18 protein-coding genes are annotated in these 20,995 nt (G+C 64.3%); 11 read left to right on the plus strand and 7 right to left on the minus strand.

All coding sequences use genetic code 11. The annotated features are described in order from the left end of the window. Window positions 1-159 precede the first annotated feature (159 nt). The 3 genes from V2I30_RS08940 (at window position 160) to V2I30_RS08950 (ending at window position 5,297) form a co-directional block, all read left to right on the plus strand. Window positions 160-1,170 carry an SDR family oxidoreductase gene (locus V2I30_RS08940; protein ID WP_330661790.1) on the plus strand — a complete coding sequence of 337 codons (1,011 nt, stop codon included), beginning with the start codon at window positions 160-162 and terminating at the stop codon, window positions 1,168-1,170. A 126-nt stretch (window positions 1,171-1,296) separates the two neighbouring features. After that, on the plus strand, window positions 1,297-3,510 hold the full coding sequence (gene katG / locus V2I30_RS08945; protein ID WP_330661791.1) for a catalase/peroxidase HPI: 2,214 nt from the start codon (window positions 1,297-1,299) through the stop codon (window positions 3,508-3,510). Window positions 3,511-3,722: 212 nt separating this feature from the next. After that, window positions 3,723-5,297 (plus strand): catalase, encoded by a 1,575-nt coding sequence (locus tag V2I30_RS08950; RefSeq protein ID WP_330661792.1) that lies wholly within the window; start codon window positions 3,723-3,725, stop codon window positions 5,295-5,297. Here the strand turns inward: V2I30_RS08950 and V2I30_RS08955 are convergent, their stop codons facing one another. From V2I30_RS08955 to V2I30_RS08965, 3 genes are all read right to left on the minus strand, one after another. After that, a complete protein-coding gene (locus tag V2I30_RS08955; protein ID WP_330661793.1) occupies window positions 5,298-5,720 on the minus strand; it encodes a Smr/MutS family protein in 423 nt (140 codons plus the stop codon). Between the two features lie 188 nt (window positions 5,721-5,908). Beyond that, window positions 5,909-7,210 carry a murein transglycosylase A gene (mltA, locus tag V2I30_RS08960; protein ID WP_330661794.1) on the minus strand — a complete coding sequence of 434 codons (1,302 nt, stop codon included), beginning with the start codon at window positions 7,208-7,210 and terminating at the stop codon, window positions 5,909-5,911. Between the two features lie 3 nt (window positions 7,211-7,213). Beyond that, window positions 7,214-7,885 (minus strand): Tim44/TimA family putative adaptor protein, encoded by a 672-nt coding sequence (locus V2I30_RS08965; protein WP_330661795.1) that lies wholly within the window; start codon window positions 7,883-7,885, stop codon window positions 7,214-7,216. A 386-nt stretch (window positions 7,886-8,271) separates the two neighbouring features. Here V2I30_RS08965 and secB point away from each other — a divergent pair, with 386 nt between their 5' ends. The 5 genes from secB (at window position 8,272) to V2I30_RS08990 (ending at window position 13,002) form a co-directional block, all read left to right on the plus strand. Beyond that, window positions 8,272-8,829, plus strand: a complete 558-nt coding sequence (secB, locus tag V2I30_RS08970; RefSeq protein ID WP_330661796.1) for a protein-export chaperone SecB — start codon at window positions 8,272-8,274, stop codon at window positions 8,827-8,829. A 34-nt stretch (window positions 8,830-8,863) separates the two neighbouring features. Continuing rightward, on the plus strand, window positions 8,864-10,447 hold the full coding sequence (gene murJ, locus V2I30_RS08975; protein ID WP_330661797.1) for a murein biosynthesis integral membrane protein MurJ: 1,584 nt from the start codon (window positions 8,864-8,866) through the stop codon (window positions 10,445-10,447). 27 nt (window positions 10,448-10,474) lie between these two features. Then, entirely contained in the window at window positions 10,475-11,494 is a 1,020-nt protein-coding gene (gene trpS / locus V2I30_RS08980) for a tryptophan--tRNA ligase (RefSeq protein ID WP_330661929.1), read from the plus strand. Window positions 11,495-11,725: 231 nt separating this feature from the next. Further along, window positions 11,726-12,421 (plus strand): DUF4136 domain-containing protein, encoded by a 696-nt coding sequence (locus V2I30_RS08985; RefSeq protein ID WP_442896918.1) that lies wholly within the window; start codon window positions 11,726-11,728, stop codon window positions 12,419-12,421. A gap of 110 nt (window positions 12,422-12,531) precedes the next feature. Next, window positions 12,532-13,002: a hypothetical protein gene (locus V2I30_RS08990; protein WP_330661798.1), complete on the plus strand. Its 471-nt coding sequence runs from the start codon at window positions 12,532-12,534 to the stop codon at window positions 13,000-13,002. Here the strand turns inward: V2I30_RS08990 and dut are convergent. From dut to V2I30_RS09010, 4 genes are all read right to left on the minus strand, one after another. Beyond that, the gene (dut, locus tag V2I30_RS08995) at window positions 12,999-13,457 is read right to left on the minus strand and encodes a dUTP diphosphatase (protein WP_330661799.1); all 459 of its coding nucleotides are present in this window, start codon (window positions 13,455-13,457) and stop codon (window positions 12,999-13,001) included. The genes V2I30_RS08990 and dut overlap by 4 nt on opposite strands. Next, a complete protein-coding gene (locus tag V2I30_RS09000; RefSeq protein ID WP_330661800.1) occupies window positions 13,454-15,169 on the minus strand; it encodes a bifunctional phosphopantothenoylcysteine decarboxylase/phosphopantothenate synthase in 1,716 nt (571 codons plus the stop codon). The genes dut and V2I30_RS09000 overlap by 4 nt, the downstream gene beginning before the upstream one ends. Window positions 15,170-15,313: 144 nt before the next feature. Next, window positions 15,314-16,873, minus strand: a complete 1,560-nt coding sequence (gene ubiB, locus V2I30_RS09005; RefSeq protein ID WP_330661801.1) for a 2-polyprenylphenol 6-hydroxylase — start codon at window positions 16,871-16,873, stop codon at window positions 15,314-15,316. Between the two features lie 34 nt (window positions 16,874-16,907). Next, window positions 16,908-17,663 (minus strand): class I SAM-dependent methyltransferase, encoded by a 756-nt coding sequence (locus V2I30_RS09010; RefSeq protein ID WP_330661802.1) that lies wholly within the window; start codon window positions 17,661-17,663, stop codon window positions 16,908-16,910. 55 nt (window positions 17,664-17,718) lie between these two features. Here V2I30_RS09010 and mutM point away from each other — a divergent pair, with 55 nt between their 5' ends. The 3 genes from mutM (at window position 17,719) to dnaA (ending at window position 20,879) form a co-directional block, all read left to right on the plus strand. Then, complete coding sequence (gene mutM / locus V2I30_RS09015) at window positions 17,719-18,534, plus strand: bifunctional DNA-formamidopyrimidine glycosylase/DNA-(apurinic or apyrimidinic site) lyase (RefSeq protein ID WP_330661804.1); 816 nt, start codon at window positions 17,719-17,721, stop codon at window positions 18,532-18,534. Window positions 18,535-18,693: 159 nt separating this feature from the next. Further along, the gene (rpsT, locus tag V2I30_RS09020; protein ID WP_330661805.1) at window positions 18,694-18,954 is read left to right on the plus strand and encodes a 30S ribosomal protein S20; all 261 of its coding nucleotides are present in this window, start codon (window positions 18,694-18,696) and stop codon (window positions 18,952-18,954) included. Between the two features lie 464 nt (window positions 18,955-19,418). Next, complete coding sequence (dnaA, locus tag V2I30_RS09025; RefSeq protein WP_330661806.1) at window positions 19,419-20,879, plus strand: chromosomal replication initiator protein DnaA; 1,461 nt, start codon at window positions 19,419-19,421, stop codon at window positions 20,877-20,879. The last annotated feature ends 116 nt before the right edge of the window (window positions 20,880-20,995 follow it).

Below are 20,995 nucleotides of genomic sequence, written 5' to 3' on the forward strand. Positions count from 1 at the left end.
TTCGGGGAGTGTCTTCCCACTTCGGCGCAGCAGGGGGCTGACGGGTGGGGGAGAGGGGCGAGCGTCACGTCATGCGACCCGGCCAAAGCTGCTTAACAAAGATCAAGTCGGCCTCCCTTCCCAAAGCAGACGACTTGCCCTGGCGAAAGGTGATTTCTCATGTCCATCAAACTGAAACCGCTCGAACAACAAACGATCGTCGTAACCGGAGCGACGTCCGGCATCGGCCTCGCCACGGCTCGCCGTGCCGGGCGCAAAGGGGCGCGGGTTGTCATGGTGGCCCGCAATGAGGACGCGCTCAACGAAGCCGCTGAGGAAATTCGCGCCCACGGCGGCCATGTTGCGACCTGCGCGGTCGATGTCGCTGATGACAGCTATCCCGAGAAGGTAGGCCAGGTTGCCAAGGATGAGTTCGGCGGGTTCGATAGCTGGGTCAACAATGCCGCGACGGCCATGTATGGCGACCTTGTTGACATCGACCTTAAGGAACATCGGCGGGTGTTCGATGTGGGCTATTTCGGTACGGTGAGCGGATCGCTCTACGCCGCGCGCGAACTCCAGAGCCGCGGCGGCGGTGCGCTCGTCAATGTCGGTTCGGTGCTGTCTGAACGGGCCATTCTCCTGCAAGGCCCGTATTGCGCGATGAAGCATGCGGTTCTGGGCTTCACTGAAGCGCTTCGGATGGAGCTGCAGCGCAACGAAGCCGGCATCTCGGTAACGCTGATCAAGCCCAACAGCATGGACACCCCGTATCCCGAGCACGCGCGCAACAAGATGGACAAGCCCGCGGCCCTTCCGCAAGTCCTTTACGATCCCGAACTGGTGGCGAAGGCAATCTGTTTCGCCTGCGCCCATTCGCGACGCGAACTGGTGGTTGGCGGACAGGGGCTGATGATCACCGCGCTTGGCAACATATTCCCGGGCGTTACCGACCAGGTGATGGAAACCTTCATGGGCAAGTCTGCTCAGACGATCGAAACCCCGCCTGAAGCGGGCGCGGCGGACAACCTGTTCGAACCACGTGAGGATGGGCGCGTGCGTTCGAACCAGAATCGGGCCGTGCGAGAGACCAGCCTTGCGCTCGAGGCGCAGATGCGCCCTGCCCTCACGGCCGCCCTCGGCATAGGCGCAGCGGCTGTGGCGGCGTTCGCGTTTCGGCGCCTGCGCTGAACGCCTCCTTCGATCAATCCGCGCGTATTAATCGATTGGACTGATAAGCACGCTTCCATCATTCTCCTGTCATCGCACTCGGCCAAAATCCGAGTGCCAGAACAAGACGAGAGAGGATCACGAGAGATGGATGCGAAAACAGGCGAAATGAACGGCTGCCCGTTTCAGGGCGATAGCGGTGTGCGCACCCTGCTGGGCCGCACCAATAAGGACTGGTGGCCCGAGACGACCGAGCTCGACATCCTCACCGAAGAGGGCAAGTCCGCCAATCCCTATGGCGAGGATTTCGACTATCCCGCGGCGTTCAACACGCTCGACTACAAAGCGCTGAAGGAAGACCTGACCGCGCTGATGACCGACAGCAAGGATTGGTGGCCGGCCGATTACGGGCATTACGGCCCGTTCTTCATCCGCATGGCCTGGCACGCGGCGGGCACCTATCGCACCGGCGACGGGCGCGGCGGCGCAGGGTCCGGGCAACAGCGTTTTGCCCCGCTCAATTCCTGGCCCGACAATGGCAATCTCGACAAGGCACGGCGCCTGCTGTGGCCGATCAAGCAGAAATACGGGCGTGCCATCAGCTGGGCCGACCTGTTCATCCTCACCGGCAATGTCGCGATCGAATCGATGGGTGGCCCGGTCTTCGGCTTCGGCGGCGGGCGGGCCGATGTGTTCGAACCCGAAAACGTCTATTGGGGCACCGAGGAACTGTGGGTCGACACCGGCGCGGAAACCCGGATCCATCCCGATGAAGGCCGCGCGCTCGAAAATCCGCTCGCCGCGATCCAGATGGGTCTCATCTACGTCAATCCCGAAGGGCCGGGCGGCAATCCGCACGATGCGGAAGGCATGGCGCGCGACATGCGCGAGACCTTCGCGCGCATGGCGATGAACGACGAGGAAACCGTCGCGCTGACCGCGGGCGGCCACGCTTTCGGCAAAGCACATGGGGCCGAACCCGCCGAGGGTTTCGGCGGCGCCCCGGAGAGCGAAGCGCTCGAACTCATGGGCTTCGGCTGGCTCAACGACGAGGAGGAGATCGGCAAGGGCCATATCACGACGTCCGGCATCGAAGGCGCCTGGACGCCCAACCCGACGCAGTGGGGCGGCGACTATTTCCGTCTGCTGTTCAAATATGACTACGAACTGGTCCAGTCGCCCGCGGGCGCGAACCAGTGGCAGCCGATCGACCCGGACCCCGAAGATATGGCGCCCGATGCGCGCGATCCGTCGAAGAAGGTGCCGACGATGATGACCACCGCCGACATGGCGCTGAAGCGCGACCCGGAATATCGCAAGATTTCCGAGCGTTTCCGCGACGATCAGGCGGCGCTCGACGACGCGTTCGCGCGCGCCTGGTTCAAGCTGTGCCACCGCGATATGGGGCCCAAGGTCCGCTATATGGGCCCGGAGGTGCCGGAGGAGGACTTTAGCTGGCAGGATCCGGTTCCCGCCGGCAAGCAGGCGTCCGACGGCGAGGTCGCGCGGTTCAAGCAGGCGATCCTCGGCAGCGGTCTCTCGGTTGCCGAACTGGTCAAGGCGGCCTGGGCCTCGGCCTCGACCTATCGCCGGTCGGACCATCGCGGCGGTGCCAACGGGGCGCGGGTGCGTCTGGCCCCGCAAAAGGACTGGAAGGTCAACGATCCCGAGGAACTTGCCAAGGTCCTCTCCACCATCGAGGACCATCGCGGCGAGCTATCGATGGCCGATGCGATCGTCGTCGCGGGCGCCGCGGCAGTCGAGAAGGCGGCGAAGGATGCAGGCGTCGAGGTCACCGTGCCGGTCACCACCGGACGCGGCGATGCGAGCGAGGAACACACCGATGCTGAGAGCTTCGAGCCGCTCGAACCCTTCGCCGACGGCTTTCGCAACTACCTCAAGACCAAGGCCAACGTGAAGACCGAGGACATGCTGATCGACCGAGCGCATCTGCTCCGCCTGTCGATCCCGGAAATGACCGTGCTGATCGGCGGAATGCGCGCGATGGGCGCGGTGAGTCATCACGCGCAGCACGGCGACCGCATCGGAGTGCTGACCGATCGGCCCGGCAAGCTGACGCCCGACTTCTTCCGCAACCTCCTCGATATGGGGAACAAGTGGAGCACGGTCGATGGCAGCGGCGACGAGGAATATGTCGCGCATGACCGCACATCGGGCGAGGAGAAATATCGCGCGACGCGCACCGACCTCATCTTCGGCTCGAATTCGCAATTGCGCGCGCAGGCCGAGGTCTATGCCGAAAGCGGCGCGGAAGAGAAGTTCGTCCACGATTTCATCGCCGCCTGGAACAAGGTCATGAACGCCGACCGCTTCGACCTCGCCTATGCGAAATATGGCTAGAGGCGCACCAGCGAAAATCTGGAACAAGCCCTGAAGGGTCGCACACGGTCCCCGGCGCACTTTTCCGATAAAAAGGCGCGCCGGGGACCTTTTTATATAGGCGATGACGCGCGCAGCCCGTCGAGCGGCAAATGCCCTGCGCAAGGAACCACCTCCTGCTGCGCGCGTAGGTCCAAAGCGCCCACCATCATCTCGATCCGGAAGGCTGACCGATGGCCGACACCCCCTCCCCCCGCACCACCACTGATGCCGGTATCCCCGTCCAGAGCGACGAACATTCGCTCACCATAGGCAGGGATGGACCGGTCGTCCTCAACGATCATCATCTTCTCGAAGAGATGGCGCAGTTCAACCGCACAAATATCCCCGAACGGCGCCCCCACGCCAAAGGATCGGGCGCGTTCGGTACGTTCGAGACGACCGCCGAAGTCTCGCGTTATACCAAGGCCAAACTCTTCCAGAAAGGCGCCCGAACCGACGTCGCGATGCGTTTCTCCACCGTCGCCGGGGAACGCGGCAGCCCGGACACCTGGCGCGATCCGCGCGGTTTCTCGATAAAGCATTACACCGAAGACGGGATCTTCGACATGGTCGGCAACAACACGCCGATCTTCTTCGTGCGCGACCCGATGAAGTTCCAGCACTTCATCCGCAGTCAGAAACGCCGCGCGAATAACGGTCTGCGCGATCACGACATGATGTGGGACTTCTGGACGCTGTCTCCCGAAAGCGCGCATCAGGTCGCGTATCTGATGGGCGATCGCGGGGTGCCGAAGAACTGGCGCGAGATGAACGGCTATGGCAGCCATACATACATGCTCATCAATGAAGAGGGTGAGCGCTTCTGGGTGAAGTTCCACTATCACACCGATGTCGGCGAGGAAGGCGGCAACGCGCATTTTACGCAGGACGAAGCGGAGAAGATGGCGGGCGAGGACAGCGACTATCACCGTCGCGACCTGTTCGAAGCCATCGCCGACGGAGATTATCCGAGCTGGACGCTCAAATGGCAGATAATGCCGTTCGAGGAGGCCAAGACCTACCGTCTCAACCCCTTCGATCTTACGAAAATCTGGCCGCATGCCGACTATCCCCTGATGGAGGTCGGCAAGCTCAGCCTGGATCGCAATCCCACCGACTGGCACATGGAGATCGAACAGCTGGCTTTCGAACCGAACAACATTCCGGCGGGCATCGGTCTTTCGCCCGACAAGATGCTGCTCGCCCGCGGCTTTTCCTATGCCGATGCGCACCGCGCTCGGCTCGGTACGAATTACAAACAAATCCCCGTCAATCGGGCCGTCAACGAGGTGCATTCCTATGCGCGCGGGGGGCATATGCAGATGGATAAGCGCGAAGACCCGGTCTACGCGCCCAATTCCTACGGCGGTCCTGCCGCCCAGCCGATGATCGGCAACGAAGCGACCTGGGCTGCCGATGGGGAAATGATGCGCGAGGCCTATACCTTGCGCGAAGACGACGACGACTGGAGTCAGGCAGGTGCGCTCGTGCGTGACGTCATGGACGACGAACAGCGCGGGCGTTTCGTCTCGAATGTCAGCGGCCACCTTGCCGACGGCGTCAGCGAACCGGTCCTGAAGCGTGCGTTCGATTACTGGCGTCAGGTCGACGAGGAGATCGGCGAGCGGATTGAGGCCAAGACGCGCGAGATGGTCGGCGGCGAATCCAAAGCTCCAGGGATGATGTCGGCGCAGTCGATCGACTCGCGCGAGGACGCGCCGCTGCCGTCGCGGATCGACGCGATAGCGCAGGCGGCCGCGGAATAGTTAGCGGGCGCGTTTGAGCACCAAATAGAGCGCACCTTCGCCGCCATGGCGGATATGCGCGCGGCGTACCGCTGCAATGTGATCTTCGTGACGGCTTGCGGCGAGCCAATCAAGGAGCTTCGCACGGATCGCGCCGCGCTTATGTCCACGATCGGCCGGATCGACCGGCCGCTCTCGCCCCGCAATAACGAGCACGACGCGCGCGCCCATGCTGCGCGCCTGGTCGAGGCCGCTCATGATCCGGTCATAGGCTCGGTCGAGCGAATGGCCGTGAAGGTCGAGCGTATAGTCGGGCGCGATCTGGCCCGCCTTGAGCTTGCGGTTCCAACTGCCGTCGAGGTTCTGATCCTCCCCGAGCGTAGCAGCCTGTCCCCGCGAAGGCGGGGAGGGAGGGGGACCAGCCGCAGACTGGTGGAGGGGCACTCTCTGCTTTCGTGAAGGTGTTGGGGCTGGCCGCGATTTTGCGCTGACCGGGCGTGCCCCTCCACCATGCTTCGCATGGTCCCCCTCCCCCGGTGGGGGAGGAACCTCCTTACCCTCCATCGGCGTGACGCTTGCCGCGAGCTTCGCCCAGGCGGCCTGTTCGGCATCACTCAGGCCGCGCGGAATACTCACCTTGCGCGGTCGAGCCGCGCCGCCGCGCTCTTGGGAAGCAGCACCAGCGCCCGCCCGCGCGCGCTCATGCCGCCGGCGATCCGTCGCGCTTCTGCCCCCGCGCCCCAGAACGTGTCGAAGCGGTTGGCGCCCTTGATCGCGCCGCCCGTATCCTGCGCGATCCACAAGCCGTCGGCTTCGTCGCGGTCGAGATCGAGCCAGACCGGCGCACCATAGGGCACGAAGCGCGGATCGACCGCCACACTGTCGCGGTCATAAACCGGCACTTCGAGCGATCCCAGCGGCCCGTCGGTGTCGAGCTCGCGGAAGAAGATCCAGCTCTTGTTGAGGTTCATCACCTCTTCGCCTTCTCGCGGGTTCTCGCGTATGAACTGCATGATCCCCTGCATCGACGTCGCATAGGGTGTGCCCGGACCGATCTGCCCGTTCTCGCGCAGAACCCTCCCGATGCCCGTGTAGCCGCGCCCGTTCTGCCCGGCATAGCCGATGCGCATCAGGCTGCCGTCGGGAAGCCGCAACAGGCCGCTGCCCTGGATCTGAAGGAAGAAGAATTCGACCGGGTCGGCGGCATAGGCGATGATCGGCGCGCGGCCTTCGAGCGAGCCGGCCATGATCTGCGCGCGCTCGTCATACAGTACGAAATCGCCGTTCTCGTCATATCGGCCCAGCATCGGGCGTCCCGTGCGCTCGGATGTCGGCATGTCGGCGGGCCAGGCGCGGGTGAGGTCGCGCGGCATGGCGTAGATCGGCGTGTCGTAGCCCGCACTGCGAGTGCGGCTGGCGAGGATCTCGGGCTCGAAATAGCCGGTCGCAAAGGCCTGTCCGTCGCCGACCGTCACCGCCTCGAACTCGCTGCGGAAGAAGGCGCCCGGATCGCCCGACCAGCGCGCGGCCGCCTCGCAGGCGCGCTGCCAGTCGGGACGCTGCGTCAATCCGCTCACATCCTCGCGGCGCAGAATCTTGGGACAGCTGACGCGAAAGGCGCGCAGCGCGCCTTGTGCATCGCCCGGCGCCCATCGCAGGCTCGCGAGGCTCGGACCCAATGCGGTCCCGGCAGCGAGCGCGCTGCTCGCGACGGCGGCGGCGGGTGTTGCGACAGCTGCGGTTTGTACGGGGGCGGGGGTCGCGGTTCGGGGCGCGGGCGCAGCGCCTTCCGGAACGACGCGCATACAGGCCGACATGAGCAGGAACGCAGCGAATGCAACGGCCAGACGCATGTCGCAGGTTCGGGAAAATCGGACCGGCCCGAACGCGCCGAGCCGGACCTGCCCGGCGCTTTCGGCGCGTTCGCGAGCCAAGGCTCAGCCCTGGTCGGTTTCGTCGAGGACCCAGTTCGGATCGCGCGAGCCGGTATCGCGGCTGAAGGTCCAGACGTCGCGGCTCTCGATCGCATCGTCGAGCGACCCGGCGATGACGTTGCCGTCCTTGTCGCGGGTGACCGCGGCGATATCGGCGACGAACAGCACCGCGATCCGCGCGACCTTCGAGAACCGGCTGGTTTCGAGACTGGCCGAATGGATCCGCGTTTCCTCAATACGGATGAGCTTGTTCTCCAGCGTTTCGCCCGCTTCCTCGCGCGCTTCGATGGCGGCGGCGAAGCCTTCATAGACATCGTCGTCGCACAATTCGCGCAAGGTATCCTTGTCGCCGGCCCAGAACGCCTCGAGCACCATCTCGTAGGCCGCCTTGGCGCCCTCCATGAAACCAGCGAGGTCGAAATTGCGATCTGCGGCGGCGATCTCGCGAATGCCGCGCTCGACCGCAGGCATCACGCCTTCGAGATCGACCGGACGCTGCGCCGCGGCCTGCGGCTGCGCGTGAGCGGACGGCGTGGGCGCAGCCGAGGCGTCCGGAGTCTCGAAACGCTGCGGCACCGATTCCTCTTCATGCTCCGCTCGTCGGCCCAGCACCGAATAGAGGCGCATGCCCAGAAATGCGGCGATCATGGCGAGAATGACGATTTCGAGAATCACGTTTGTTACCTGGTGCCCTTTCGCTCGGTCCTGTCGACCTATGTTGTTGTGGCTGAATTGTTCCTGTAAGCCAACAAAGTTACGCGCTGCCTTAAGACCGGGATGCGCCACTCGTCCCATAGATAGGCGCGAAATTCAATTCGCCAACGCCGGGATAGGTGTCAGACCGAGGGATTTGGCAGGCAGGTGTGGCTCGGGAGCGTCGCCTCGCCCCCTCGCCGCGGTGCCGTGCCGTGTTCCATCGCGCCCCGGCGCCCCATTGCCTGCCCACGCGCCCCCTGCTAGTCGCGCACGCCTCTCCTCCCATCCCGCGGCAGGGCCCCTCGCTCGGACAAGGCCGGGCGGCACGAGGCTCCTCGCCGCCATCCAGACGAAGGATACCCATCATGGCCGACGAAGGCGACGTTCTGACCGATCTCGACAATGCCAATCCGGGCGCCGGCCCTGCTCCCGGCCAGGACGAGCAGCCCGCCGCAGGGATCATCACGCAATATGTGAAGGATCTTTCGGTCGAGAACCCGAACGCGCCCGAGGTCTTCCAGTGGACCGAACAGCCTAAGGTCGATGTCCAGTTCAATATCGGCGCGAGCCCCAAGGGCGAAGAGGTCAGCGAAGTCGAGATCAAGATCAATGTCAGCGCCTCGACCGACCAGGGCCCGGCCTATCTCGTCGAGCTCGCCTATTGCGGCCTCGTCGGCATGCGCAACATTCCCTCGGAGCAGGGCCACGCCTTTCTTTATGCCGAGGCCCCGCGCATCCTGTTTCCCTTCGCCCGCCGGGTGATCGCCGATGCCGTGCGCGACGCGGGCTTTCCGCCGCTGATGGTCGATCCGATCGACTTCAACGGCCTCTACGTGCAACAGCTCCAGGCCCGCCGCCAGCAGGAGGGGGGAGCCGAAGGAAACGGCAGCGCAGTCCCGCCGGCGCCTACGGGCAACGCCTGAACAGGCGCGTTAGCCTGGAGCGGGGCGTAAACCCATGAGCCTCCTCAAGAATGTCGGAACGATCGGCTCGCTGACGATGGTCAGCCGCGTCGCCGGTATGGCGCGCGAGATGATCTTCGCGCGCGTGCTCGGCGCGAATGCCGTCACCGACGCGTGGTTCCAGGCCTTCATCATCCCCAACGTGTTCCGCCGGCTGTTCGCCGAGGGGGCGTTCTCCGCGGCCTTCGTGCCGATGTTCTCCAAGCGGCTGCACGGGCACGAGGACGAGTCCGAGCGCGGGCTCGACGAGGCGAAGAGCTTCAGCAACGATGTTCTGAGCGTTTTCCTGCCCGTCCTGATCGCGCTGGTCGCCATATTCGAGATCGCCATGCCAGGCGTCATCTGGTTGCTTTCGGAAAAGCCCGTCGATCCCGAAACCTACCCGCTTGCGGTCGATTTCGCGCGGATCATGTTCCCCTATATCGTCCTCGTCAGCCTGGTGACGTTGTTCACCGGCATGCTCAACAGCGTCTCGCGTTTTGCGCCCGGGGCAAGCTTTCCGATCATTCTCAACCTCGTCCTGATCGCTGCGCTGCTGACGGGCGAGTGGTTTGCCGACAATAGCGGCGCGAGCATCGAACAGATCGCCTACGGCATCGCCTGGGCAGTGACGGGGGCCGGGCTGATGCAGCTCGCGTGGCTATACTATTGGTCGCGGGTCGAGGGTTTCCGGCCAAAGCTGCTCTGGCCGCGAATCACGCCCGAAGTGAAGCGTCTCTCGATCATCGCCCTGCCGGCCGCGATCGGCGGCGGGGCCTACCAGATCAACACGCTCGTCCAGCTCTACTTCCTCAACCAGCTTGAGGACGGGGCGGTCAGCTTCATGAATTATGCCGACCGGCTCAACCAGCTGCCGCTCGGGATCATCGGGATCGCGCTTTCGACCGCAATCCTGCCGACGCTGAGCAAGTTCGTCGGCGATGAGAACCGCGAAGGCGCCGATCGTATCCAGTCCGACGCGATCGAGCTTGCCATGCTGTTAACCATTCCGGCGGCGGTGGCGCTTGCCATCTGCGCCGAGGCCTTCGTCATCATGATCTTTCAAGGAGGCCGCTTCGACATGAGCGATGCCGCACAAACAGGCAACGTGTTGGCGGCCCTCGTCCTCGGCCTGCCTGCCTATGTGCTGGTCAAGGTGCTGGTGCCCAATTTTTATGCACGCGCGGATACGAAGACGCCGGTGATCGCCGCCTTCATCTCGCTCGGCGTCTTCATCGCCTTCAACATCGCGCTGCTCGATCGCTACGGCGTGGTCGGCGTTGCTTATGCCAGCGTCATCGGCGCCTGGATCAATGTCGGCTTTCTTCTGGTGGTGCTGGCGATGCGCGGCCATTATCGCGTGCCCTTCGCCCTGCTCTTGCGGATCGCGCGCCAGGGCGTTGCGGCGGCGGCGATGGGGGCGGCCTTGCTCTACACCGGCGCTCTGCTAACCGGCTGGTATTCCGCCGGGCTGTTCGAGCGGCTGGGGGCACTCGTCGTACTCGCGGCCGCTGCGGCAATCGTCTATTTCGGTCTTGCCTTCGCTCTGGGGGCAATCGACCGCCAACGCATCGTCGCCCTGACCAGGAAGAGAGCGTGATCCATGGCCTCTAACGCAAGCGCTGAGATGCGGGTCGTCTCGGGCATCCAGCCCACCGGCAAGCCGCATCTGGGCAATTATCTCGGCGCCATCGTGAATTACGTGAAGCTGCAGGACGAGGCGCATGCGAGCGGCGGGCGGTGCTTCATCTTCCTCGCCGATCTCCACGCCATCTCGCAGCCGCACGACCCCACCGAGCTCGCCGCAAATACCCGCGAAATGACCGCGACCCTGGTTGCCTGCGGGGTGGATCCGGCGAAGACCGTGCTGTTCAACCAGGCGCAGGTCCCCGCCCATGCCGAACTGCAGTGGCTCTTGAACGGCACCGCGCGGATGGGCTGGCTGAACCGGATGACGCAGTGGAAGGACAAGGCGGGCAAGAACCGCGAGGGCCAGTCGGTCGCGCTGTTTACCTATCCGGTGCTGCAAGCGGCCGACGTCCTGCTCTACCAGGCGACGCATGTCCCGGTGGGCGAGGATCAGAAGCAGCATCTCGAGCTCGCCCGCGACATCGCGCAGAAGTTCAACAACGATTTCTGTAGCGACAAGGACCCGACCTTCACTCTGCCCGAACCCTATATCCCGCCGGCCGCCGCGCGCATCATGAGCCTGCGCGACGGGACCGCGAAAATGAGCAAGTCGGACCCGTCCGACATGAGCCGGATCAGCCTGACCGACAGTCCAGAAACGATCATGAAGAAGGTGAAGAAAGCGCGCACCGATCCCGAACCGCTGCCGAGCGAGGAGGCGGGTCTGGAAGGCCGCGCGGAGGCGAAGAACCTCGTCGGCATATACGCGGCGCTGACCGGGCGGACGGCGGGCGACGTGCTGGCCGAACATGGCGGGCAGGGCTTCGGCGTCTTCAAACCCGCGTTGGGAGAACTGCTGGCCGAGACGCTGAAGCCCATCAACGCGCGTTTTGCCGAGCTCAAGAACGATGGCGAGGCGCTCGATGCGATCCTTGCGCGCGGTGCCTCGCAGGCGCGGGAGGAAGGCCGCGATACGCTCGCGCACGCTTACCGCGCGCTGGGGCTGGTGCGCGGCTGAACGCACGCTTCACCGACGTTCAAACCCGGTTCATCCCATTCAATTAAAAGCATATTCAAGACTGGCAGGTCGCGCTCGTTGCGGCCAGGCGACGGAGCATGGCGAAGACTTCTAAGAGGAAGCTTTACTATTCCGGCGCTTCGCGTGCGAGGGGAACGCACCGCTTGTCGTTACGTATAAGCCTCGCCATCCGATGACATGTCGCGCTGGTGAATTTGCGAAGGATATGGCATGACTTTGTCCAATATGATTACCCGTCCAGCCTTTGCGAGTCGTTCCATGCGGCTCGGTCTGGCGGGGGCTGTCGCCCTCGGCCTTGCGGCCTGCGCGCCCTCTTTCAAGGCGGACGTATCCCGCTTTACCACCACGCTTCCCGCTCCTCAGGGCCAGAGCTTCGCCGTCGTCGCGGACGATCCGGAGCTTGCCGGGGGGCTTGAATTTTCGCTCTATGCCGATCGGGTTGCGGCCGAAATGGCGCAGCTCGGCTATCGCCAGGCGGCAACGCCGCAGGATGCGGATTTGCTCGTGCGTTTCGACTACGATGTCGACAATGGTCGCGAGCGGATCCGCACCACGCCGGGCGTCGGCGGGTTCGGCGCCTTCGGTCCCTGGGGTCCGTGGGGCGGCTTCGGCGGTTTCGGCTTCCGCCGCAACTTCGCCTTCGGCTTCTACGATCCGTGGCTCGCCGGGCCGGATGTGCGCAGCTACACCGTGTATACCAGCGGCATCGACATGAAGATCGACGACACCGCCACCGGAGAGCGCCTGTTCGAAGGGCAGGCTCAGGCCGTCTCGCGCACCAACCGGCTGCAGTCGCTCGTGCCCAACCTGGTCGATGCGCTGTTCACCGACTTCCCGGGCAATTCGGGCGAAACCTTGCGGATCACCATCCGCGAAGACGAAAAGAGCGTGAAGGCTGTCGACTAGGATCGCGACTGGTTCACGATGCCCGTGGATGGGACGGAAAGGCGGCGCAAGGGATCAGCGCCGCCTTTTTGATTCGGGGAATGTTCATCTCGTTGCGCTAGTGCATGTAGGTGAGCGAGTTCTCCCTCCCCTTTGCCGCAATGACGGTATTGATTTCTTCGCTGCCTTCGGCGGCGCAGGCTTGCCGGGTAAATCCGGATCCCGTCCGCATTCTGGAAAGAGAATACACAAACGGGACGATTAAGTCGGTCGCGGTCGCGGACATCGTCGAGATCATCGATAATCATGGCGAGCGCAGGCAAGTCAGTTGGCGGACCGCGCGAGCCGAGATCATCGGCACAATCTACGGGCCGGACGTCACCGGGACCGTCAAATTTCCCTATAACGCGATAATCTCAAGCTGCAATTGGCCACCTCTGATCGACGCGGGGACCGGCGAGCGTATCGCGATCTACCTCTCGCAGGATGCCGAAGGCCAGCGCGTTGTTCGGCTCGCTTTAGATCTGTCCGATGTGGCGCGCTTCGATCCGAAAGGGCTCGATATCCCGTTCAAGCCAGTCGAAAAGCCCGACCTGCGCTAAAGCCTCGCGTGCCCGCCGGTCGAGCCGAAGCCGCCTGCGCCGCGCGTGGTCACGTCAAGTTCTTCTACCTCGGACCACGCGGCCTGCGTGACGGGCGCCAGGACCAGTTGCGCCACCCGGTCTCCGCGGGCGATCGTAAAATCCACGCTGCCGTGATTGATCAGCAGCACCTTCAATTCCCCGCGATAGTCGCTGTCGATCGTGCCGGGCGTGTTGGGCACGGTGATGCCGTGCTTGAAAGCCAGGCCCGAGCGCGGGCGCACCTGTATTTCGTATCCTGCCGGGATCGCGACCGATAAGCCAGTAGCGACCGCATGGCGTGAGCCGGGGGCGATCGTCACATCCTCGGCGCTGAGGATATCCATCCCTGCAGAACCTGCCGTCGCATAGGCGGGCAGCGCCAGTCCCTCGCCATGCGCGAGGCGCTTGACCTCGACGCGAACCGGGTCGTTCATTCGGCCGCTTCCGCCTCGAGGCTTTGCGCCATCTTTTCCATGAGGGCGATCGCGACCTCGGCCTTGGGCATTGTCTTGAGGCTCTCGACCCCTTCCGCGGAGACGATGTGGACGGTGTTGGCATCGCCGCCCATGACATCGCCCGACACGTCGTTCGCGACGATCCAGTCGGCGGCTTTGCGCTTGCGCTTCTTCTTTGCGTTGTCGATGACGTTCTCGGTTTCGGCGGCGAATCCGATCACCAATGGCGGTCGGTTCGATCCGGCGGCAAGGTTGGTGAGGATATCGGGGTTCTCGGTCAGCATAAGCGCCGGCGGGGCCGAGCCGCGTTTCTTGATCTTCTCGTCGCGATATTCCTTAGGGCGCCAGTCGGCGACCGCCGCGACCATCACCGCTGCGTCCGCGGGCAGAGCGCGCTTGACCGCGCTCGCCATTTCCTCAGCGCTTTCGACGTCGATCCGCGTGACCCCGGCAGGAGTCTTCAAAGCGACCGGCCCTGAGACCAGCGTCACCTTGGCGCCCAGCGCCGCAGCGGCGGCCGCGATGGCGAATCCCTGTTTCCCGCTAGAACGGTTGGCGATGTAGCGCACCGGATCGATCGATTCCCAGGTCGGCCCGGCGGTGACGAGAACGTGGCGCCCTTCGAGCGGCTGATGCGAGGGATCGACGCTGATCGCGGCGACCTCGTCTTCTTCCGCCTCGATCACCTCGCCCTTGTTCGAAGCAGCGGATTTGGCGGCTGCTTTACGCGGCATGGGCGCTTCGGCTTCCGGCTCGCCCTCTTCCAGCTCCTCGGGCGCAAGACGCCTCTCATCCATCTCGTGATTGATAGCGTCGGGATCGATCGGCGGGGCGGCCCTGCCCTTCCCCTTGGCCGCCAGCGGCGAGCCTTCGAGGTCGGGATTGAACTCGATGTCCTCTTCCACGAAATCGGCGGGGTCGAAGTCCTCTGACGGTTCTTCCTCACCCAGAGCGTCAAGTTCGGCCTCGATCTCTTCCGCGCTGCGTTTTTCGGTCGAGCGCGGGATTATCCTCGACAACAGCCCGCCTAGGCCCCCGCCGCTCTTCGCCGCGCTGTCGTCTTCGGGTTCGAGCGCTTCGATCTCGGGTGCCTCGACTTCCGGCGCATCCTCCGCCGCAGCGGGCAGATCCTCCTCTTCAACCTCGATCCCGAAATGCCCGGCGATCTCTCGCCAGATGGCTGCGGGTTCGGGCAGGCGGCCATAGCCGAATTCGCCGCAGGCCATCGCGCCTTCGTCGGGATGCAGCACTGTTACCCCAGCATCGCCGAGCAGTGCGACATTGCGCTGCGTCGTCTCGTGCTCCCACATTTTCACGTTCATCGCCGGCACTGCCATCACCGGCTTGTTGGTCGCCAGGATCAGCGTCGTCGCGAGATCGTCCGCAATCCCCGCCGCCATTTTGGCCATCAGGTCCGCCGTTGCCGGACAGACCACGACGAGATCGGCCTCGCGGCTGAGTTCGATATGGCCCATCTCGACCTCGTTCTTGAGATCGAACAGCGAGGTGTAGACCTGGTTCTCGCTGAGCGCCGCAAGCGACATCGGCGTCACGAATTGCTGTCCGCCGCGGGTCAGAACGCAGGTGACATCGCCGCCGCCCTTGCGGATCAGGCGCACGAGCTCGCAGGATTTGTAGGCCGCGATCCCGCCGCCCACGACAAGAAGGATCTTGGGCCCCTCAACGCTCATCGCCGACCTAACTCCCGTTTGGCGCCGCCTTGTGCCGGAAGCGCACGCTGCGTGGACCTTAGCGGCCCGCTTCCCCTGCGCCAAGGCCGCCGCATTGTGCGATGCCCGGCGCAATGGTGCGCGCCGGCTACCCTTGAGCGCCGATCACACCAGCCCCGCAAGCCCCGCCGCATAGACCGCGCCCGCCCCGACGATCCCGGCGAGGAAATAGCTCAGCCATCCGGGCTTTTCGCGCGCTCGGCGCTCGGTGATCAGCTTGATATCGGGCAGCGGCGGGGGCTCGGGGGCGCCGCCCTTGGGCGGATATTTCTCCTCCAGCCGGCGGATCAGCCCCGGCAAGCGCAGCAGCGTATCGGTATCCTGCTTGATCCGCTCGGCAAGCGCGGCTTCCGGTCCGAGCTCATCGCGGATCCAGCTGCGGACATAGGGCGCGGCGGTGTCCCACATATTGATCTGCGGGTTCAGCTGGGTCGCGATCCCCTCGACCATCACCATCGTCTTTTGCAAGAGCAGCAGGTGCGGCTGCGTCTGCATATCGAAGTCGCGGGTGATGGCGAACAGCCCGTCGAGCATCTGGCCGACCGACAATTCGGAAACGGGCTTGCCGCGCATCGGCTCGCCCACGGCGCGCAGGGCCGTCGCGAACTCTCCGACCGAATGGTAGCTCGGGACGTATTGCGCCTCGAAATGGATCTCGGCGACACGGCGATAATTGCCGGTGGTGAGGCCGTAGAGGATTTCCGCCAGCCACTGCCGCGCGCGGCGGTCGATCCGGCCCATGATGCCGAAGTCGATGGCGACGATGGTGCCGTCCTCTTCGATGAAGAGGTTTCCCTGGTGCATGTCGGCATGGAAGAAGCCGGTGCTGATGGCCTGCATGAGAAAGCTGATTACGAGGCGCTGGGCGATCTCCTCCAGATCGTGGCCCGCGGCGAGCAATTCGTCGCGTTTGGAAATCTTGATGCCTTCGACCCATTCGACGGTCAGGACGCGGCCATTGGTCCTGTCCCAGTCGATCGCGGGAATGCGGTAGCCGTCGACCCCCGCCATCTCCTCGGCGAGTTCGCTGGCCGATGCCGCCTCGCGCCGCAGGTCGAGCTCGGAATTGGACCAGCGTTTGAAGTTGGCGATGGTCAATCGCGGGCGCAGCCGCGTCGCCTCGCCGCCCATCGCCTCCACATGCGCCGCGGCCCATTCATAGGTTCTAATGTCGCGCGCGAATTTCTCGCGAATGCCCGGGCGCAGCACCTTCACCGCGACCTCGCGGCCATCGGTGGTCATCGCGCGGTGCACCTGCGCGATCGAGGCGGCGCCCACGGGCACGGGATCGATCTCGGCAAACAGGCTCTCGATCGGCTGGTCGAAGCTCGCCTCGATCGAGGCGCGGATCTGATCGAATGCGACCGGCGGCAGAGCATCCTGCAGGCTCAGAAGATTGTGCGCCGCTTCCTCGCCGACGAGATCGGGCCGGGTGGCGAGCGATTGGCCGAGCTTGATGGCGGCGGGGCCGATCGCGCGGAAGGCGCCGGCATAGTCGCGCGGGCCGCGCTTGGAAGTGAACGTCGCCAGCCGCGCGAGGCGTGCCAGCCGGCGCACGGTTGCAGGCGCGTTGGGATCCTCCTCGATACCGACCAGCGCCCGCCGGCGCGCAAGCGTCACGCCCCAGCGTGCGAGGCGGAAGAGATGGATCGCGGGTGACGTCACCTGCGGGCGCGGCCGGGAAATGACGACGAAACCATCAGACCTTCCATCCCGAATGGATCGCGACCGCGCCGCCCAGAATCCGCTCGATCCGCGTATTGGCGAAGCCGGCGGCGGCGATCATGCGCGCGAATTCTTCGGGCCGGGGAAACTTGCGGATCGATTCGACGAGGTAGCGGTAGCTGTCGGCATCGCCCGCAATCGCCTCACCCATGCGCGGCATGACCTCTTTGGAATATAGGTCGTACACCTCGCGAAAGCCGGACCAACTCGTGGTCGAGAACTCCATGCAGAAGAACCGACCGCCGGGGCGCAACACGCGGTGCGCTTCGGCCAGCGCCTTGTTCTTGTAGGTCACGTTCCGGATGCCGAAGACGATCGTGTAGGCATCGAAGCTCGCATCGGGAAAGCTGACCGCTTCGGCATTCTGGCGCGTGAAGACAAGGCTGCCCGCGCCTTCCGCCTCGCGGCGTTCCATTGCGCGCTCTGCGCCGACATCGAGCATTTGCTGGTTGACGTCGGCAACCGTCACGTTGGCTCCGCGATCGGCCATGCGAAAAGCGATGTCACCGGTGCCGCCCGCCATGTCGAGGATCGCCTCGCCCGGCTGCGGTTTCACGCGGCGCACGAACCGGTCCTTCCAGCCGCGATGCATGCCGAAGCTCATCGCATCGTTCATCACGTCGTATTTGCCGGCAACGCTGGAGAAGACCGCGCCCACACGCCGGGTCTTTTCCTCGGGGCTGACATTCTCGTAGCCGAAGGAGACGGTTTCGTCGCTGCTTGCTGTCATGCGATGCGCCCTAGAGCCAATTGTATGGCTCGCCTAGACTGTTAGAGCAGCGCCCATGCCGGAACTGCCAGAAGTCGAGACAACGGTCCGGGGCCTTGCGCGGTTCCTCGATGGCGCGCGGATCGAGCGGGTGGTGCTGAACCGCCCCGACCTGCGCCGCCCGTTCCCGCCGGCCCTGGTTCAGCGGATGACCGGCGCGGTCGTCACCGGACTGTCGCGGCGCGCTAAATACGGGCTCATCCATGTCGATCGGGGCGCGACGATGATCTTCCATCTGGGCATGAGCGGGCGGTGGCGCATCGACCCCGAAAGGCCCGATGCGCACGACCACTTGCTCATCGAGACCGCGCATAACCGGTTTGCCCTGTGCGATCCGCGGCGCTTCGGTTCGGTCGATCTGGAGGAGACCGAGTTGCTCGATGCCTGGCCGCGCTTTGCCGCGCTCGGGCCCGAACCCCTCGGTCCCGATCTGACTCCCGCCTATCTGAAGGCGGCACTGTCGGGCCGGGTTCAAAGCATCAAGGCGTGCCTGCTCGACCAGCGCATCGTCGCCGGCCTGGGCAATATATATGTCTGCGAGGCGCTGTGGCGCGCGCGGATCCATCCGAAGAAAAAGAGCGGCAAGGTGACGAAACCGCAACTTGCGCGGCTCGTCCCCGCAATCCGCGACGTGCTGAGCGAATCGATCCGTGACGGCGGCTCTACCCTGCGCGACTATGCCGCGCCCGATGGCGCGCTTGGCTACTTCGCCAGTTCGTTCGATGTCTATGGGCGCGAGGGTGAGACCTGCCGGCGCGAGGATGGCGGGACGGTCCGCCGGATCGTCCAGGGCGGGCGCAGCACCTGGTATTGCGCGCGCTGCCAGAGGTAGGTGCGGGCGCGGGCGCCGGTTAAAAGGCTTGCGTTTAGCGGCCCGAGACCTTAGGTGGCGCGCTTTCCGGCGAGCCATCGCCGACTTTCGAACACAACGAAACCCGTGCCCGGCCCTTATGCGCGCCGGCCACCGGCAAATGCGAGACACGACACAATCATGGCCAATTCGCCGCAAGCCCGTAAGCGTATCCGCCGCAACAATGCTCGTGCGGAGGTGAACACCGCGCGCATGAGCCGCATTCGCAGCTTCGTCAAGAAGGTCGAGATGGCCTGCGAGGCGGGCGATAAGGAAGCCGCGACCAAGGCACTGAAAGAAGCACAGCCCGAACTCGCCCGCGGCGTGTCGCGCGGCGTGATGCACAAGAACACGGTTGCGCGTAAGATGTCGCGCCTGTCGAAGCGCGTCGCCGCGCTCTGAGAGCTCTTTCGGTCTGTCGGTTGCGCGATTCGCAAGCGAAAGGCCTTTCAAAACGACCTTCGGGGACACCGATTGTGGATAAGGGCCGTGCCAGTTGGCGCGGCCCTTTCGTTTTGTCAGCCCCGCATCTGGAGGCGCTGTTACAAACGTGAGGTATTCCCACGATTCGCACCCGGGAAAACCACAAAACCCTTTCAAATCAATTACCTGAACGAAGGTCTGCGGGGTAGCCCCGAGTCAACAGGAATATTTCCAATTTATTGCAATTGTGCGCTTGCGCCGCGATGCGAACGCGCCTTTATTTGCCTCTCACCGGCGCGGGACACGCCGGGGTCATAAAAGTCGGACGACGGGGCGCCCACGGACATCGATCGTGGGTGGTGGGGTCTTGCACTCGTCACAAATCGTAGGGACTGCTTTCGGAAATTGTGCGTTTCCGGAGATTAGAGAGTTGTGGGGAAACGATGGGTTACAAGATGAACAAGGCGCGCATGGCTGCCGGAAAAGCGGATGAGGACCTGATGGAAGATGCTGAAGCGGTCAATCTTGCCGCCGACTGGGCCGATATTAGTCAAGGCCTGAAGAAGGATCTCGGTCACCAATTGCACGGCCAGTGGATCAAGCCGATCCAGGTCGGCGCTATAAATAAGGAGACGGGCACGCTCGATCTCTTCCTGCCCACCGAATTTTCCGCCAACTGGGTCAAGGACCGTTTTCACGACCGCTTGCAACTCGCCTGGAAGATCATGCGCAGCGACGTGCGCCGCGTGAACATCCAGGTCCATCCCGGGCGCCGCCAGCTGCCCGAACTGCGCATCGACGACGGCCGCCGTCCTGCCAATGACGGCGCCAGCGCGATCGCGGTCGCCGCCGGCACGATCGGCGATGCAGGCTTCACCTCGAGCGTCGGGCTGGACCCGTCCCTGACCTTTGCGGCCTTCGTCACCGGCGAAGCCAACGTGCTGGCCAAGAACGCCGCGGAACGCATGGCCGCGACCGAACAGCCGCAATTTTCCCCGCTCTATCTCAAAGCGGCGACCGGCCAGGGCAAAACCCACCTCCTCCACGCGATCGGCCACGGCTTTCTGCAGGCCCATCCGCGCGCGCGCATCTTCTATTGCAGTGCCGAGCGCTTCATGGTCGAATTCGTCCAGGCTCTGAAAACGCAGCAGACGATCGAGTTCAAGGCACGGCTACGCAGCTTCGACCTACTGCTGGTCGACGACATCCAGTTCATCATCGGCAAGGCTTCGGCGCAGGAGGAGTTGCTCTACACGATCGACGCGCTGCTCGCCGAGGGCAAGCGTCTGGTGTTCGCCGCGGACCGCGCTCCGCAGGCGCTCGACGGGGTCGAGCCGCGCCTGCTCTCGCGCCTGTCGATGGGCCTCGTCGCCGACATTCAGGCCGCCGATATCGAGCTTCGCAAGAAGATCCTCGTATCCAAGCTCTCGCGCTTCGCGCCGCTCTCCGTGCCCGAAGACGTGATCGATTTCCTCGCCCGCACGATTACGCGCAATATCCGCGAGCTCGTGGGCGGGCTCAACAAGCTGATCGCCTATGCCCAGTTGACCGGACAGGAAGTATCGCTGAACCTCGCCGAGGAGCAGCTGACCGACATCCTCAGCGCCAACCGCCGCCGGATCACGATCGACGAAATTCAGCGCACGGTCTGCCAGTTCTACCGCATCGATCGCAGCGAGATGAGCTCCAAGCGCCGCGCGCGCGCCGTGGTCCGTCCGCGGCAGGTGGCGATGTATCTCTCCAAGGTGCTGACTCCGCGCTCCTATCCCGAGATCGGGCGCAAGTTCGGTGGGCGCGATCACTCGACGGTGATCCATGCGGTCCGTCTGATCGAAGATCTGCGCCAGCGCGATGCCGATATGGACGGCGATGTGCGCAGCCTGCTTCGACAGCTGGAGAGTTGATAGAGCCGGATGCGCTCTCCGCGAAAGCGGGAGCTTCTCCCACCCCTGATGAGGCCCTCGCCTGCGCAGGGACCCGCACTCGGTCTACACGCTATTCACAAGCCATGCACAGCCTG

The organism is Erythrobacter sp. (assembly GCF_036351135.1).
Classification (GTDB): domain Bacteria; phylum Pseudomonadota; class Alphaproteobacteria; order Sphingomonadales; family Sphingomonadaceae; genus Erythrobacter.